Source organism: Superficieibacter sp. 1612_C1 (genome assembly GCF_015234305.1).
GTDB lineage: Bacteria > Pseudomonadota > Gammaproteobacteria > Enterobacterales > Enterobacteriaceae > Superficieibacter.
This window is the reverse complement of sequence record NZ_JADGMI010000001.1, coordinates 1,145,477-1,160,919: the sequence shown is the minus strand read 5'-3', so window position 1 is coordinate 1,160,919 and position 15,443 is coordinate 1,145,477. Positions and strand designations below refer to the sequence as shown.

Sequence of the window (15,443 nt, the reverse complement as noted above, 5' to 3'; positions counted from 1 at the left end):
ATGGAAAATGACAACGCCTCGCTGCATTCCAACAGTGGCGACACGTTCTTGTTATAAAAATAATGATATATTAACAACGTCAACAATGAATAAACGAATTGCTCATTTGTTCGAAAAACGTTCGATGTGGTGAATGGCTTTACTAAATGTATAGACGCAAAAAAGCCCCTGTTCAAGGGGCTTCGTCAGGGTGTTATGCTTCTTGCCAGCCAGCAAATACTTCTTCACTATTTTTGTTGAGAATAACTTTATTATCATCAACTTTATCCACCCATGCCAGCGGGATGAAATGATGTTTACCGCCCGCTTCTGGGTCGCTTTTTGAAAGCTTAATTCGATCTTGATCGTCAAGGTGATCGACAACACCAACATGAGTACCGCAGCTCGCTACAACCTGAGAATGGTCTTTAATTTCGCTTTTATTAATCATAAAATACCTTTTTTGGTTGATGTTAATGTAACCCTATAAAGCATAGACCATAAATTCAGACTTGCACTTCATGTTAGCATTTTGAAACAAATTGCTATTATGCTGAGTCATCAGAATGCTCGATTTGATAATTTGGTGTTTTATATAAAAATAAACGCATTCTTATTTACGCACAGCACAATCACTATTTCGTTAAATTAATAGCACAATCATCTCTTCGGATTTTTATATAGACCAGCCCCAGCAAAGAAACATCGAGTACAATTGCAAAGCCCCTGGCAGCGTCCTTCGCACCCTGAAAACCCGATTGTGAGAGTAGCGCTACGGCGGTAAGCATGATGCTGAACAATATTGTCAGGTAACGGATCCGCCAATAGCCGTAATTTTCACGCTTATTATGATGTTGTTTGTTTGCAGTGTAGATCATGCTATAGCCTATACCCGAAATAATAACGCCTGACAGTACGCCAGGGTTTCCCCGGGAAATGGTGATGCTCAACATAATGAGCAACATCCCTGCTGCACAGACTGAAAATCCGCATAAGACTGGATTGAAGTGGGTGGTCAGCCAGCAATTCCTCGCGCTAAGAAATTTATTTCCAAAAATAAATGCAGCCAGCAGCATGAGCGGCATACCAGGGATAGTCAACAGCGGTTTGTCGGCATAGAGACTGATTAATAAGCCCCCTTCTGCGGTCAATAAACTCCACATGAATATCTCAGAAATAATATTCATTTCAACATCGCGCTGATTATTTTTCGATGGTGACAGACCAGACATAGTACCTCCAGAGGCAAAATTCTCGTAAGATGGTGCGAACTCATCCATAGGATGAAGTAAACTCATCTTAATCTCTTCTGAGAGGCTTATTCAAAGTCATACATTTCATCAAAGGGTGAAAATAACTCATCATGAACAAAATCCGTTTACCTCCGCTGGGAACCCTGCGCGCATTCCATGCCGTAGCAGGTACGCTGAGCTTCAGGCAGGCTGCGGCTCAGCTTAATGTCAGCGCAACAGCTATCAGCCATCAGATCCGCGTGCTGGAAGATACGCTGGGCTGCCGGGTATTTGATCGCAATGCCCAGGGCGTATCACTGACGGAAACGGGACAGATTTTATATTCGGCTTCCCGGCAGGCATTTACTGCTCTTGAGGATGCCACTGCGCGCATCGCTCATCGCCTGCAACCGCCCTCACTGACTATCACAACGACATCAAACTTTTTGACCAACTGGCTGATCCCCCGCCTGGGTGATTTTACGGCTCAGTTCCCGGAGATAGATCTTCGTCTGCATACCAGCGTTGAGCGGATGGATCTAAGCCAGCGAACGGTCAATGTTGCTATTCGCTATCGTGAAATGGAGGAGCCAGGGTTACACAACTGTCTGCTATTTGAAGATCGCTTTATCGTCGTGGCGAGCCCGTCACTGGCATTAAAAACGCCGGAAGATTTGGTAACAACCACCCTTTTTCACGTCGATAATCGACATGTGCCGGCACAGTCGCCGAGTTGGGAACACTGGCATCAACGTTATGGTCCTGCCGGACTTGATATCGGTAAAGGTGTGCGATTTAGCGACGAGACCCATGCGCTTCAGGCAGCCGTTGCCGGCCAGGGCGTGGTGATTGCCAGCGAACTTCTGGCCGGTGATTTGCTACGCAGAGGAATGCTGGTGACGCCTTTCGATGCTCCTCTTCCCGGTGCGCGTTATCTGTTTTTGACGCTCGAAGAGATGGCCCAGCGCGATGACATCCGAAAACTGCGTGACTGGATGGTACAGCGGATGCAGCGAGACACGCAGAGCGGGAATTAGTCCGCTCTGCGCTTAAGCTTAACCCAGTGAATTCAGTTCCTCGATTACGTCTGCGGACAACGTGAGTTCACCTGCCGCCAGGTTCTCACGCAAATGCGTTACCGAACTGGTCCCCGGGATCAGCAGAATATTATCTGAACGCTGTAGCAGAAACGCCAGTGCCAGCTGCATCGGCGTAACATGATGACGTGCGGCGAGGTCGTTGAGTTTCGATGACTGAATCGGAGTAAATCCGCCCAGCGGGAAGAACGGCACATACGCAATGCCCTCTGCCGCTAATGCATCAATCATCTCGTCATCATGACGGTGCACCAGGTTGTAATGGTTCTGCACACAGACAATCTTACAGATTTTTTGTGCTTCTTCGATTTGCTTCATCGTTACATGGCTTAAGCCAATGTGACGTACCAGCCCCTGCTGTTGAAGCTCCGCCAGCACGCTCAGCGGTGCTTCAAGAGAACCCTCTTCCGGCTGGTGAACGCCAAACATCAGGCGCAGATTGACCACATCCAGTTGCTGAAGCCCCAGATGGGTCAGGTTATCTTCCACCGCCTGACGTAATTCCTGGGCAGAAAAGGCGGGTAGCCAGTTGGCTTTGTCATCGCGACGCGCGCCAATTTTGGTCACAATGACTAAATCATCCGGATAGGGAGATAAGGTGTCGCGGATAAGCTGATTGGTGACATGTGGGCCATAAAAATCGCTGGTATCAATATGGTTAACGCCTGCCGCCAGGGCTGCACGTAAAACCTCACGCGCCGCATCGACGTTCTTCGGCGGACCAAACACTCCCGGCCCTGCTAACTGCATAGCGCCATAACCAATGCGTTTTACCTGACGATCGCCGAGTTTGAAGCTGTGATCACGTTTTGTCTGCATGAGAATTCGTCCTTTACACGGAATGAAATGCCACAATAATCGCTTATTCCTGTGTTGATAATATACGGCACAATCCCTATAGGGTGTACGAAAAAGCAAACAATTATGAATGCGGTTTGGGCGCTGGCGGCATGCCTGTATTCGGGGGCGATTCTCTGGTGGGGATGTTGCTGGATGGGAATTTGAAAAAGAAGGAAAACTACGGCGTATTGGCGACGCTTGAAGAGTTAGTCAGAACCTCGGTTTGCCCGTGGCGGTAAAAGCCTTACTCTGTTATGCCCGCAACGCGGCGGGCATTTATTGAGCATCAAAAGAATAAGTCACGCTGCCGCGCTTCTGGACTGCGTCGCCAGATAACCGGCCCACAGGCTGGCAATCCATTTCACCCCTTTTGCAGTAAAACGCGCCTGCGAGAAGGTATGTTGGTTTTCGCCCACACCCGAGCGCAGCGTAAAATAGCCAGCCTGTGCGTGATGGTGATGAGGCGTCAGCACGCCATTCACCCGGTACATAATATTGCGCTCCAGCAAGAACTGGCGGAACTCGGGTTCTTTAGCCCTGAGCATTTTACAGAGCTGACGAAAACCGAGCGAATCTTCAACCTGCACGTAGCGATCGAAAAACTCAGCTTTTGGCACCGAAAGTGCCAGCCGCTGCTCGGCTATCTGGCGCTGTTCGTATTGTTCAGCCCAGGCACGCGCCGCTGTCGCGGGGTTGGTAAAATCGGGCAGATTGTCGCGCTTTTCACGCTCCTGCCAGCGGTCCAGCGTTTCGGCTGTAAATCCTGGAGACAAACGTGCTACGGCGAGCAGCGAATCGCGTTTATTCAGGAAAAATTCCTGATACGTTTCGCCTTCACGTTCATAAAGACTCACCGTAACAGGCTGGGTAAAACGCTGCGCCGTCTCCAGCCCATTAATAATACGTTTTACTTCGCCATGAGTGATACCGGTCAGGGTAGCGATCTCACGGCTACTCATCAGGGAAGACTGGTCAAGGGTCCGTTGGCTATCAAACGTAATCATCATAGGTTCACCACTCACTTACTCACAACACCCATGCGGGTAGTTGAAATAGTATACAATGTACTGGTTAAATATCCAGTTCTTTTTTTGAGCGGTTTAGACCGTGGTGATGTTCCTGATCCGTTAGAGTGCTTTCCCCTCATTCTGGAGGATAGATAAAATATCTTCCGGAAAAATGGTCTCAGTGGTGCGGGTAAGCGCCTGGCGATCCCACCATTTAAAATGGCTAATTACCTGCTTTTCATTCAGGCTCCAGCGATCTTTATTCACATCATGGTCGGTTATTCTGAGGATATAGAACCGCTCTATTGCCAGCACCTGTTCGCCGCTGGGTAATAGCATCGAGAATGAACGCTGCGCCACCGCCGGACCTGGATGACGAGCGATAATCCCGGTTTCTTCATAAAGCTCTCTGAGTGCTGCCTGTTCGAAGCTTTCCCCCTCTTCTACTGCGCCACCGGGCGTCGCCCAATAGGAGCGGCCTTGCAGCGCATCGTTAGTATGCGTAAAGCGAAACAGGAGTATTCGTTCGGCGGCATCGACGATCAGTAACCGGGCAGAGGGCCGTTCCCTCATGGCGCAGTCACTCGTAACGTCAATGCCGCCAGGTCTGAGTTCCAGCATAGATTCCTCAACATGATCAGGTGAGCTGATAGTTTTTATCCGGCAGTTGTTTTTTCGGGATGTCGGTTTCATCGTTCATTTGCAGGAGATCAATCTCCATTGCATTGCAGATAGCATCCAGCGGGAGATCGTTATTTTCCAGTCCGAAAGGGTCTTCAAGCTCTTCAGCCAGTGCATCCAGAGAAATAAACGTATAGGAAATCAGCACCGAAATAAATGGCGTCATATAGTGCAGGTCAACGACCAGCGCGAATGGCAGCAGAATACAGAATATATATACGGTACGGTGCAGAATAAGCGTATAAGCAAAAGGGATCGGCGTATTAGCGATGCGCTCACAGCCTGCCAGCACAGCAGACATATCATTCAGGCGGTTATTCAGGCTGTGAAAAAGGATGTCGGAAAGATCGCCGCTACGGCGGCGCACGGCCAGCCACTCCCCCATCAGCAGCAGAATACGGTTTGCCGGAGAATGGGCCGACAGCACCTGTTGAAGTTGATGCGGCGGTAATAATGAGGTTAACGTCTCTTCCTGAGGCAAACGGCGAAGCGTCATGCGTAATGAATGGGCGAAGGCAATTTGCAGACGCACAAACTCCCCGAGTCGCGGATCGTCGGGTAAGGTGTTTTTGACTTCCCGAAATAACGAGCGAGCCGCTATCATCAACTGCCCCCAAAGCTGACGCGCTTCCACAAACCGGGAGTAACAGGCATTGTTGCGAAAGCCGAGAAAGATGGCGATAGCGACGCCGAGAATGCTAAAAGGCGCGACGGTGAGCTTAATCCCTAATGAGGTATACCACGGCAACATCATGATAACGGCGATGGAAAGCAGGAAGTTAAGTAATAGTCTGGAGATAACTTTGGAGAGCACTGAGCCATGCCAGACAAAGATAAGGGCTAGCCAGTGTTGTTGCGGTCTTATGATCATTTGAGAATTTGCAGGTAAATAATAGTGTAAACGTTAAGTGAAACCAAAATGCACGCCAAAAGCTAATCATTTTTACCTTTTATAGTTACCGTTCTCCGCTATCGCCCGGCTGTGACGGCATAAAGTGGCGTTGAATCAGGAAAGTCCATTACCGATTCGTCAGGATCCCCTGGTGATCTTCTCATTTTCCTGTACTTTCGCACTCACACCTTTTTAGCGAGAGCCGCAATGCTGTGTCAGGCGCTGCCAGTTGGTGTGAGCGAAGCCTGTCAGCGCTTCACCTTCAAGACCGCAGTTGTTTAAAAAACGTCTGGCATCGTGGCCCGGTCTGTACTGGTAGGGATAATCGGTTGAAAACAGTAGCCGCTCATTGCCTACAATGCTGGCGGCTTGGTGCAGATAGTTTGCTGAAAACATGCCGCTGGCGGTCACATATAAATTATGTCTCAGATAATCAGCTACAGGTCGCTTGAGCCCCGCTACGCGATCCATGGCAGAAAAACGTTCAGCGTAAAAAAGAACCATTTCTCCCCAGTGGCCTAAAATTATTTGCAATTCAGGCAGACGGTCGAAAATACCTGACACCAGTAGTCGTACGAACTGCAATCCGGCATCGTAATGCCAGCCGAGACCATACGTCGCCATAGCGACATTTAATGCAGGATTAAGGTCATTATAATAGGCTTTACGTACGGCAACAGGAGGCGTGCGAGGATGTAAAAGAACAGGTGCTCCAAGTCTGGCGGCGCTGTGAAATATCGGCCAAAAATCTGGATGGTCCAGATTTCTGTCCCCCACTCGTCCGCTTAACATGGTCCCCTTAAATCCCAGCATTTTGATGCAACGATCCAGTTCCAGAGCCGCCGCTTCGGGATTGGCTACGGGTAATGTCGCTAATCCCTGGAAACGGCCCGGATGACGGACCATCGCTTCTGCGATGGCATCGTTGCAGCGTCGGGCGATGTCGACACTTGCCGCAGATATCTCGTGCAATGCTGGCGTAGTGAGTGAAAGAACCTGTACATCAACGCCTGCTTCATCCATTAAATCAAGGCGGCCCTGGGCCAGATCCAGTAAACGTTCACCTATAATACCCGCGTTATGGGCAGTGCTGGGATCGGTGGCGAATAAGCCAGCCTCTTCCCAGACTTGTAAAACTTCTTCTGTCAGAAAATGTTCTTCAATGCCAATGAGTGGCAAATGGCCGTTGTTATTTATTGCAGACATAGGGTCAATGCTCCTGAAAAGGTATGAATGAAAAGCATAAACAGCCCCCGTTGATTGCACCAGACGCTATGCATGCAATAATAGATTGCATGAAATGCAAGTGAATGGGTGAACTGTGACTGATATCGATATGAATTTACTTAAGGCGCTGGATGCGTTGTTAGCTGAACGTAGTGTGACGCGCGCAGCGCAGCGTCTGGGCCTTAGCGTATCAGCCATGAGTCGTAACCTTACTCGTCTACGCAGGGTCACCAACGATCCGTTACTGGTACAAGCGGGTCGCCAGCTGGTACCAACACCTTATGCTTTGACGCTGATTGAACGCGTTCATGAGACTACCCGCAGTGTCTATACCCTGTTACAGCCAGCGCCGAAAACAGTCGATCTCTTCACGCTTGATCGCTGCTTCGTTATCCGCGCTAATGAAAGTTTTATCGATCTGGCCTCGGCAAAGCTGGCACTTGAACTGCAAAAAAATGCGCCTCGGGTGAGATTACATTTTGTCGGAAAACATGATAAAGACGCCCAGCCTCTGCGTGATGGAACGATAGATCTTGAAATCGGCGTGCTGGGTACTGAAGCGCCAGAATTAAAAACGCGAATGCTTTTTAACGACCGATTCGTGGGAATTTGTCGATCTGACCATCCTCTGCTTCAGACTCCCTGCATAACAGCCGAACGTTATGCCAGCTACTCGCATGTGGTGGTCTCACGCAAAAATAAGTTGCATGGACCAGTCGATGCAGCTCTCGCAAAACAAGGCTTGAAACGGCAGATTGTAATGGTCGTCCCTGCCTTTACCAACGCTATTCATATCGTACGCCATTCGCATCTTATCGGGCTGGTTCCGTTATCTGCACTAGCCAGTTCCTCTCTGCACCCGGAGATGTCCGAAATGAACTGGTTTGAATTGCCGGTGGAAACCCCGACTATCAAAATTTCAGCGATCTGGCATCCTCGTCTGCACGCCGACCCGGAGCATCGTTGGCTGCGTGAGACGATTTGGACTGTTTGTCAGCCTGAGGAAAAATCTCAGACGACATAAATTACAGGCGGTCGCCTTTTGGACGGTGTAAGGCCGTTTCAAGGTAAAGCGTTAGTGCTGTTAGACTACATATAAAGAAAGTGTATGTTGTAACTAATTAAACCACTAATAAACCCGGCTAAAAGCCGGGCTGATTATTTAGCAAAGCGGTTTTACGGCTTCGCGCATTCCTTTGGACAAAATAGCATCCAGATCCGCGGTCACCTGCTCTACCAGTCCCGGAACCTGGGTCAGATCCTGCTCCCAGTGCTCGCTGACGCTGAGAACGGTGGTAACCAACTCGGACGTGGTGATTTGTTGGTCGCGATGCTTCGCCCACAGCTGTTGATAGGACTCCAGCCAGTGCGCATCATCCTGTACCGGATAGGTCTCACCGTTGCGTTCCCCGCGATAAAACGCAATCAATGCCGCCAGCGCAAACGTCAGACGGGCCGGTAATTTACCAGAGGTGTTCTGCCCTGCCAGCAGCTGCGGCAGAATGCGCGTGCGGTATTTGGTCATGCCATTTAGCGCAATAGACAGGAGCTGGTGCTTGATATACGGGTTGCGAAAACGCCCTGTTACCGCGCTGGCGAAAGATTCCAGTTCATCGCGCGGCAGGTCAAGCACCGGGATGATTTCTTCATAAATCGCTTTCTCGACAAACGCGCAGATGTCGCGATCGTTCATCGCCTCACCAACCGTATCCAGACCCGCTTGCCAGGCGACCGGAACCAGCGCGGTATGCGCACCGTTCAGGATCGCCACTTTGCGCTCTTTGTACGGTTTGATGTCGTCAACGATAAGGACGTTAAGCGGATATTTATCCAGACGCAGTTCGGACGCCAGTGATTTTGGCCCCTGGATCACAAACAGATAGAAATGCTCTGCGGTGTCCAGGAATCCATCTTTGTAGCCTAAATCAGCTTCAAGCTGTGCAACTTCATCACGCGGATAACCGGTAACAATACGGTCGACCAGCGTGGAGCAGAAGGCATTAGCTTCGTTCAGCCAGGTGGTGAATTCAGCAGGGAGCGCCCACTCCTGCGCATAGCGCAGCACCAGTTCCTGCAATGCTTCGCCATTATAGTCAATCAATTCGCAAGGAATAATGATCCAGCCTTTGTCCGCTGCGCCGTTGAAATGGCTGAAGCGTTCAAAAAGCAGGCGCGTCAGTTTTGCCGGATAGCTCACCGCAGGCGCATCATCAAACTTATCGCCAGCATGATAGCTAATGCCCGCTTCGGTGGTGTTCGAGAAGACAAAGCGCATTTCCGGGTTGTGAGCCAGTTTGAGAAACTCATCGTATTGTGCATAAACGCTGATTTCGCGATTGACCGAACGAATCAAACGCGCATCGCTGACCGCCTCGCCCTGCTCATTGAGTCCACGAATGATAGTGGTATACAAACCATCCTGAGTGCTTAATGACGGCGGGAAATCACTTTTAATCGGACGGACAATCACCACACCGGCATTGAGGTCGGTGTTTTCATTCAACAGATCCACCTGCCAGTCAATGAAGGCGCGCAGGAAGTTGCCTTCACCAAACTGAATGATACGTTCAGGATAGTTTGCTCCAGGGAAATCACGGCGGTTCAGCGTTTTCACGATAGGGTCCTTTTTTAATTAATCATACAACTCACAGGAATTGGTCCAATAACTTAACAGACTTTAAAACCAATAAAACCCCGTTTTGATCAAATCGTGACGCTATAGTAAAAATAAATTACATCTGCTTATAAAACACGCTAGTGGCCGTCAGCGCGCCATCTGGCATCAGAGCATAGTCAGGAATTTCACCCACTTTGATCCAGCCGTTGCGCCGGTAAAATGTTTCAGCTCCGCTTCCGGTGGCGGTATCGAGTACCAGCAACGTTTTATGATGTTCCCGAGCCAGCGCTTCAAGCGCTGACATGAGCCGCCCGGCGATACCTAATCGCCGCGCTCGCTCGTGAACCAGCAACTTAGCAACGTCAGCACGATGCGGCTGGTTCTCAGGTTGATCCAGAATAAGTTGAACAGTACCGACGAGTTGTTGATTTTCATTGAGCGCCGCCAGCAGAAGTCGTTCTTGTGCCGCGACACTATCAGCAATCGTGATCCACCAGGCTCGCAGCGCTTCCGGCTGGCAGGGAAGCATAAAACTGACAGAAGCCCCGCCATTAATGCAGTTCTCAAGAATATCGGTGAGGGCATCGAGATGATGCAGGATATCGTTACGTGAAAAGGTGCGCAGTGAAATTGATGTAGCCATACATGCTCCTTGTAAATGACCACATCACTATTATTTTAACAAACTCACAACACAAGTCTTTCTCTCATAGGATTTTATGATGTTAACGACCTTTGTCTTCTTGCTTATTTTTCATGGTATACATCTTTTGATCGGCCGCTTTCAGCCATTCCTGAAGGGTTGAGCCATTCTGGTCAAATTCGGTGACACCCCATGAAAAGGCAAGCTTCCAGGGTTTGCCGGACGTTTGGTTAAAGGCTTCCGCCTCTTCAACCAGATGCTGCATCGCAATCCAGGCACCATTTTCGTCGGTGTCAGAAAAGAGAATGGCAAACTCATCACCGCTATAACGCACGGTCAGATCGGTATCGCGGAATGAATTCTTCAGTAGCATCGCCATGGTTTTCAGTGCCGCATCCCCTTCCGCATGGCCCCAGCGATCGTTGATTTTCTTAAAACCGTCGAGATCGAGCCAGCCAAGCGTCAGCGGCACCGCGCGCCGGGCGGCAGAACGAATCGCATAGTTTGCCAGGTTATTAAAACCACGGCGATTAAACAGCCCGGTCAGTTCGTCGGTGGTGGCCGCATTAATTGCGGCAAATTCGCCCTCAACAATGGCCGCCAAATCTTTGAGCATCTCGAGATCGCTGGGGCTGAAGGTCCTGGGCTGGCGGTCTACCAGACAAAAGGCCCCCGCCACCGCGCCATCAGGCAGGCGCAGCGGGTACCCGGCGTAAAAACGCACGTGCGCATCCCCTTCCACCAGCGGATTATCGGCAAAACGCTCATCCTGAGTGGCGTCCGTTACCACCAGCGGCGATTCGCTGAAGATGGCATGCCCACAAAATGAAATATTGCGCGGTAAGGTGGTGATATCGATGCCGTCATGGGATTTGAAAATCAATACGTCTTCATCCACCAGCGTAACCAGCGCGACGGGAATATCAAACAGGCGCTTTGCAAGACGGGTCAGACGGTCAAAGCGCTGCGGATCGCCGGATTCAAGGATCCCTGACTCATGTAGCGAGGCAAGGCGTTGCGGTTCGTTCACAGGTATGGCCGGACTCTTCATTGCATCTCCTTTTATTATTGATACTTCAGTCTATGCCAGCGCAGCGACTTCATCAGTGTGCATAGATACGATTTTTTCCTTCACGTTTGGCCTGATAGAGCGCGTCATCGGCAGCCTTGAGCCAGTCGGTAGAGGAAATCATCTCCTTTGTTGCCCGCGCAATACCGATACTGAGCGTCAGAGAGAGTGTGTTATCAGGCAAAACCGTCATCACCGACACCGCTTCCATAATTCGCCTGGCGATATTTTTTGCCTCGTCATCCACCGTCTCCGGCAGCAGGATCACGAACTCATCGCCGCCCAGACGCGCTGGCGTATCCGTTTTACGAGTCGCGACATGCAATATTTGTGACACTGTCACTAAAAGAGAATCACCGACTTTATGCCCGTAGCGATCGTTAACCTCTTTAAAGTTGTCGATATCAATAAACATTAAGGCCGAGCTATGGCTATTGTGACGCAGTTTGATCAGCTCAAACTCAATCCGCCGCTCCAGCAATCGACGATTAGCAATATCCAGCAGCGGATCCATCATCGCAATCCGCTCCAGTTCACGACTGTTTTTACGCAGCTTGCGGGCAATGGAATTAGTCAGCACGCTGAGCGCAAACACATAAATAGCGATTAACGGCAGAGTGGCGTACAGCGTTTTTTGTGAGACGACAGGCGCAAAAGGAAACCCCAGCGCCAGCCAGGTAATAGCAAACGCGCCGAGCATCACCGCCGCGCCTTTACGCAATAACGGAAAGCCACCCGCAGAAACCCGATCGGACATCAAAATCGTCGCAATCACCACCGACGGCAGAAGATTCACTGCCATCATGGCGATCCAGAAACCGCCCGCCGCAGCGTCAAAAATAAGGTTGTGATGTTCTTTATCCAGCGGCAGAGATGCGTTTTTAGCACGAAGATAGGCCACCATCGGCCAGATAAACGCATTGACCGCCAGTAAAACCAGCAGCCAGAGAGGACGGTCAAGCTCGACCAGAACGGAGAGAACCGGAAAAAAGCAGAGCAGCGTGCCGAGCGTGCGCATCAGATACATGCGTCTGACAAATCTGGCTCCGTTAACCCGCTCATTCTTTAGTAGCTTGTCAGATTCGTTCATGACACGATTTTTCCGCTGCATATGCAGACTTATCTTATTGACGATAAAAGCCGGTATCAAGCGATATTAGGAAATTCTTAGCGTCTGGCTAACCTCTTTTAAACAATAGCATTTATTAATGCTAACGAGGCGGATTCATCTGGATCACAAGCCAGTGGAAAATGACCTGCACAATGTAGGCCTGCTGCTCATCAGAAAGCGCCTGATGCTGAGGGATGTTATGCCATTTTTCCAGACAGCCGCGACAGCAGGTCGCGGTCGCATGCTGCGCGATAAAGACGGGATGTCCGCGCATGGGGGTCTGTTTGCCATCATTTAGCGGCTCGGCAGGAGCCAGCCGACGGGCGACGAAGTCAGCTGCGTGCTCACTGACCTTTTCCGCCCCTTTATCGAGACAGTATTGCCGCTCCTTCTGACCCAGGCGAAAGCGGGAGCGAAAGGTTGAACGTGCCAGGCGTGCAAAAAGCGTATCAAAACGATCCATTAAAATACCGAATGTCCGGGCTGCTGCGTCAGCTTTTCCAGAGCTGCCACACCAGCGACCGAATTACCGGTGCTATCCAGCTCCGGACTCCAGACGGCAATCGCCATCTCATGAGGCACAATAGCCACAATACCGCCACCGACACCTGATTTTGCAGGCAGTCCCACGCGCCAGGCAAATTCGCCAGAGCTCTGGTACATGCCGCTGGTCGCCATCAGGGCGTTAACCTGCCGCGACTGGAGCGGGGTGATCACCGGCTCACTCAGGTGCGGTGCCCTTCCCTTATCCGCGAGGAACAAAAAGGTTCGCGCCAGCTCCACGCAACTCATTTTCAGTGCGCAGTAATGGAAATAGTTTTGCAGCACGGTCGGAACATCATTATCAAAGTTGCCAAAAGACTTCATTAGCCAGGCAATCGCCGCGTTACGGGCGGAATGCTCAAACTCAGAACGTGCGACCACGCTGTCATAGCTGATATCTGCCGCGCCGCTGAGTTGACGGACAATTTCCAGCATCCGCTGTCGCGGTGCGCTCAGACGGCTTTGTAGCATATCGCACACCACCAGGGCTCCGGCATTAATGAACGGATTACGCGGTTTCCCCTGCTCAAGCTCCAGCTGCACCAGCGAATTGAACGGTTGTCCGGAGGGATCTTTACCCACGCGCTGCCAGATGTCGTCTTCAGGATAGTGATTCATCGCCACAATCAGACTGAGCACTTTAGAGATAGACTGAATCGAGAACCGTTCACTGGCATCGCCGGCGGCAAAATGCTGACCATCAACGGTGCTGATCGCTATACCCAGTTTGTGCGGGTTAACAGCAGCCAGTGCCGGAATATAATCCGCCACCTTGCCCTGACCGATCAACGGTCTGACGTCGGCCAGAATGGATTCAAGTAACGTCGTTGTGATGACCTTTGCCACCTGTTGCTCCTTGTCACAGGCCATTTTCGGCCTGCGAGTATAACAGGTCAGGCAGGAAGCCGAAAACGCGTTACCGCCAGCGTGAGCTGCTGTGAATCATCCTGTAATTGCTGAGAGGCCTGCGAGGCGTGAGTGACCAGATCGCCGGTCTGTCGCGCGACGAGGTTAAGGGCATGCAGCTGACGGGTCATCTGGTGAATACTCTCTCCCTGGCTCAGCGTGGCATCCGAAATATCGCTCAACAGACTACTGAGTTTGCCTACCAGTCCCGTGACCTGCTGAAGATTATCTTCGAGCCGGGTCACCGCTTTTGATCCATCTTCAATCCCCTGAAGAGAATGATTAATCAATTGCTGGATGGTCTGCGTGGAATGACTGCTTTTGCGCGCCAGCAGGCCAACCTCTTTTGCTACTACAGCGAAGCCACGCCCCTGCTCACCGGCGTGTGCCGCTTCAATGGCCGCATTGAGCGCCAGGATATTGGTCTGGAAGGCGACATTATCGATCATCGCCACGATGCCACGCATCTCGGCGGATCGCTCGACGATTTCCCGCATCGACTGATTGACCGTTTCCATCATCCGGTCACCGCCCGCCGCCACCTGACGCGCCTCGTCTGCTCGCTGACTTGCCTGCTGTGCGTAGCCGGTATTGCCCTCGACGTGTGATTCAAGCGTGGCAATGTGGGTGGTGACATCATCCAGTTCGCGCGTCTGTTTCACCGACTGCTGATAAAGCGCCTGATTTCCCTCCGCCAGGCGATGAATATTGCCCACCATTGAAGCAGTGGCATCATTGACCTGTATCACCAGTTGCTGAAGCCCTGTTTGCATTTCGCCAATACTCTGGCTGAGCTGGCTAATCTCCCGGTTAAATCGACGCACCGGCGGCAGCGGTGCGGAGAGATCGCCCGCCGCCAGACGATTGATATGAGCAATCAGTCGTCGCAGCGGCACAATTACCCAGCGCGACATCCCGGTCCAGACCACCACCGCAATAATCAACAGCAAGGCCGGGGCGAGCAGAAAAAGCGTTTGCAGTGACGCCAGACTGGTCATTAACGCCTGACGTCCCTCCCCGGCGCGTTGCTCACTGGCCTGCTGAAAGCGGGCATAGTTATCGTTAAAATCAGCCTGAAATGCCTGCACCGGTACGGCAAAGAAGGCATCAATAGACTGGGTTTTCCCCAGCGCATCGGCCTGCTCTTTAATGGCGCTATAAAATAGCTGGTAACTATTGATGAGAGCGTCATCACCGGGAGGATTGAGTGCCTGCCACGCTTGCCAGGCTTTCTGTGAGTGTGCCAGCGCGTTCTGCGCGTCATCAAGCAAGCCGTTCCAGCTCCCTACCGAGCCGGTATCACGATCCTGCATAAACCAGACGCCAGCCCGGTTAAGTAAATCGCTGGCCGTCAACAACGCTACCCGGGCCTCATCGACTTTGACCTGCTGGAGATGCGTTTGCTGATTACGCTGTTCATTCTGCCGCGCGTTTTGCAGCGAATGCGACAATAACAGCGAAGACGAGATTTGCAGCGCGGAAAAAAGGCCGATGATACAAAGAATTCCCGCCAGTAAACCAAACTGACGGGGGATAACACGTGGTACACGGCGGCGGAGAATTTGAGTTAAGTTCATAATTTTCATCTATAACAACAAG

The 15,443-nt window shown here is 51.0% G+C and carries 16 protein-coding genes; 2 read left to right on the top strand and 14 right to left on the bottom strand.

All coding sequences use genetic code 11. From position 1 onward, the window contains the following. Nucleotides 1-193 precede the first annotated feature (193 nt). Both INT84_RS05565 and INT84_RS05560 read right to left on the bottom strand, forming a co-directional pair. Nucleotides 194-430, bottom strand: coding sequence for a DUF2171 domain-containing protein (locus tag INT84_RS05565; protein ID WP_176917369.1), 237 nt, complete (start codon nt 428-430; stop codon nt 194-196). 184 nt (nt 431-614) lie between these two features. Next, nucleotides 615-1,277, bottom strand: a complete 663-nt coding sequence (locus INT84_RS05560) for a hypothetical protein (RefSeq protein ID WP_194205946.1) — start codon at nt 1,275-1,277, stop codon at nt 615-617. A 65-nt stretch (nt 1,278-1,342) separates the two neighbouring features. Between INT84_RS05560 and INT84_RS05555 the strand changes: the two genes are divergently transcribed. Beyond that, entirely contained in the window at nt 1,343-2,248 is a 906-nt protein-coding gene (locus tag INT84_RS05555; protein WP_194205945.1) for a LysR substrate-binding domain-containing protein, read from the top strand. Between the two features lie 18 nt (nt 2,249-2,266). Here INT84_RS05555 and INT84_RS05550 read toward each other — a convergent pair whose 3' ends face one another. The 5 genes from INT84_RS05550 to INT84_RS05530 all read right to left on the bottom strand — a co-directional run bounded on the left by INT84_RS05550 (nt 2,267) and on the right by INT84_RS05530 (nt 6,934). Next, a complete protein-coding gene (locus tag INT84_RS05550; RefSeq protein ID WP_194205944.1) occupies nt 2,267-3,127 on the bottom strand; it encodes an aldo/keto reductase family oxidoreductase in 861 nt (286 codons plus the stop codon). Between the two features lie 320 nt (nt 3,128-3,447). Next, on the bottom strand, nt 3,448-4,155 hold the full coding sequence (locus tag INT84_RS05545; RefSeq protein ID WP_176917365.1) for a phage antirepressor KilAC domain-containing protein: 708 nt from the start codon (nt 4,153-4,155) through the stop codon (nt 3,448-3,450). 120 nt (nt 4,156-4,275) lie between these two features. After that, nucleotides 4,276-4,728, bottom strand: a complete 453-nt coding sequence (locus INT84_RS05540; RefSeq protein ID WP_194206122.1) for an NUDIX hydrolase — start codon at nt 4,726-4,728, stop codon at nt 4,276-4,278. Nucleotides 4,729-4,792: 64 nt separating this feature from the next. Further along, nucleotides 4,793-5,707, bottom strand: a complete 915-nt coding sequence (locus tag INT84_RS05535) for a bestrophin family protein (protein ID WP_194205943.1) — start codon at nt 5,705-5,707, stop codon at nt 4,793-4,795. A gap of 213 nt (nt 5,708-5,920) precedes the next feature. Then, nucleotides 5,921-6,934 (bottom strand): amidohydrolase family protein, encoded by a 1,014-nt coding sequence (locus INT84_RS05530; protein ID WP_228065824.1) that lies wholly within the window; start codon nt 6,932-6,934, stop codon nt 5,921-5,923. A gap of 115 nt (nt 6,935-7,049) precedes the next feature. Here INT84_RS05530 and INT84_RS05525 point away from each other — a divergent pair, with 115 nt between their 5' ends. Continuing rightward, nucleotides 7,050-7,979 (top strand): LysR family transcriptional regulator, encoded by a 930-nt coding sequence (locus tag INT84_RS05525; protein ID WP_370529632.1) that lies wholly within the window; start codon nt 7,050-7,052, stop codon nt 7,977-7,979. 138 nt (nt 7,980-8,117) lie between these two features. On the opposite strand, the gene INT84_RS05520 is transcribed toward INT84_RS05525, so the two are convergent. The 7 genes from INT84_RS05520 to INT84_RS05490 form a co-directional block, all read right to left on the bottom strand. Beyond that, nucleotides 8,118-9,569: a tagaturonate reductase gene (locus tag INT84_RS05520; protein ID WP_194205942.1), complete on the bottom strand. Its 1,452-nt coding sequence runs from the start codon at nt 9,567-9,569 to the stop codon at nt 8,118-8,120. Nucleotides 9,570-9,687: 118 nt separating this feature from the next. Then, entirely contained in the window at nt 9,688-10,215 is a 528-nt protein-coding gene (locus INT84_RS05515) for a GNAT family N-acetyltransferase (RefSeq protein ID WP_194205941.1), read from the bottom strand. Between the two features lie 82 nt (nt 10,216-10,297). Beyond that, nucleotides 10,298-11,266, bottom strand: coding sequence for a sensor domain-containing diguanylate cyclase (locus INT84_RS05510; protein ID WP_194205940.1), 969 nt, complete (start codon nt 11,264-11,266; stop codon nt 10,298-10,300). Between the two features lie 52 nt (nt 11,267-11,318). Next, entirely contained in the window at nt 11,319-12,311 is a 993-nt protein-coding gene (locus INT84_RS05505) for a sensor domain-containing diguanylate cyclase (RefSeq protein WP_194206119.1), read from the bottom strand. 184 nt (nt 12,312-12,495) lie between these two features. Then, the gene (locus INT84_RS05500) at nt 12,496-12,858 is read right to left on the bottom strand and encodes a DUF4186 domain-containing protein (protein WP_194205939.1); all 363 of its coding nucleotides are present in this window, start codon (nt 12,856-12,858) and stop codon (nt 12,496-12,498) included. Then, nucleotides 12,858-13,784, bottom strand: a complete 927-nt coding sequence (gene glsB / locus INT84_RS05495; RefSeq protein ID WP_194205938.1) for a glutaminase B — start codon at nt 13,782-13,784, stop codon at nt 12,858-12,860. The genes INT84_RS05500 and glsB overlap by 1 nt, the downstream gene beginning before the upstream one ends. Before the next feature lie 47 nt (nt 13,785-13,831). Then, a complete protein-coding gene (locus INT84_RS05490; protein ID WP_194205937.1) occupies nt 13,832-15,421 on the bottom strand; it encodes a methyl-accepting chemotaxis protein in 1,590 nt (529 codons plus the stop codon). Nucleotides 15,422-15,443: the final 22 nt, after the last annotated feature.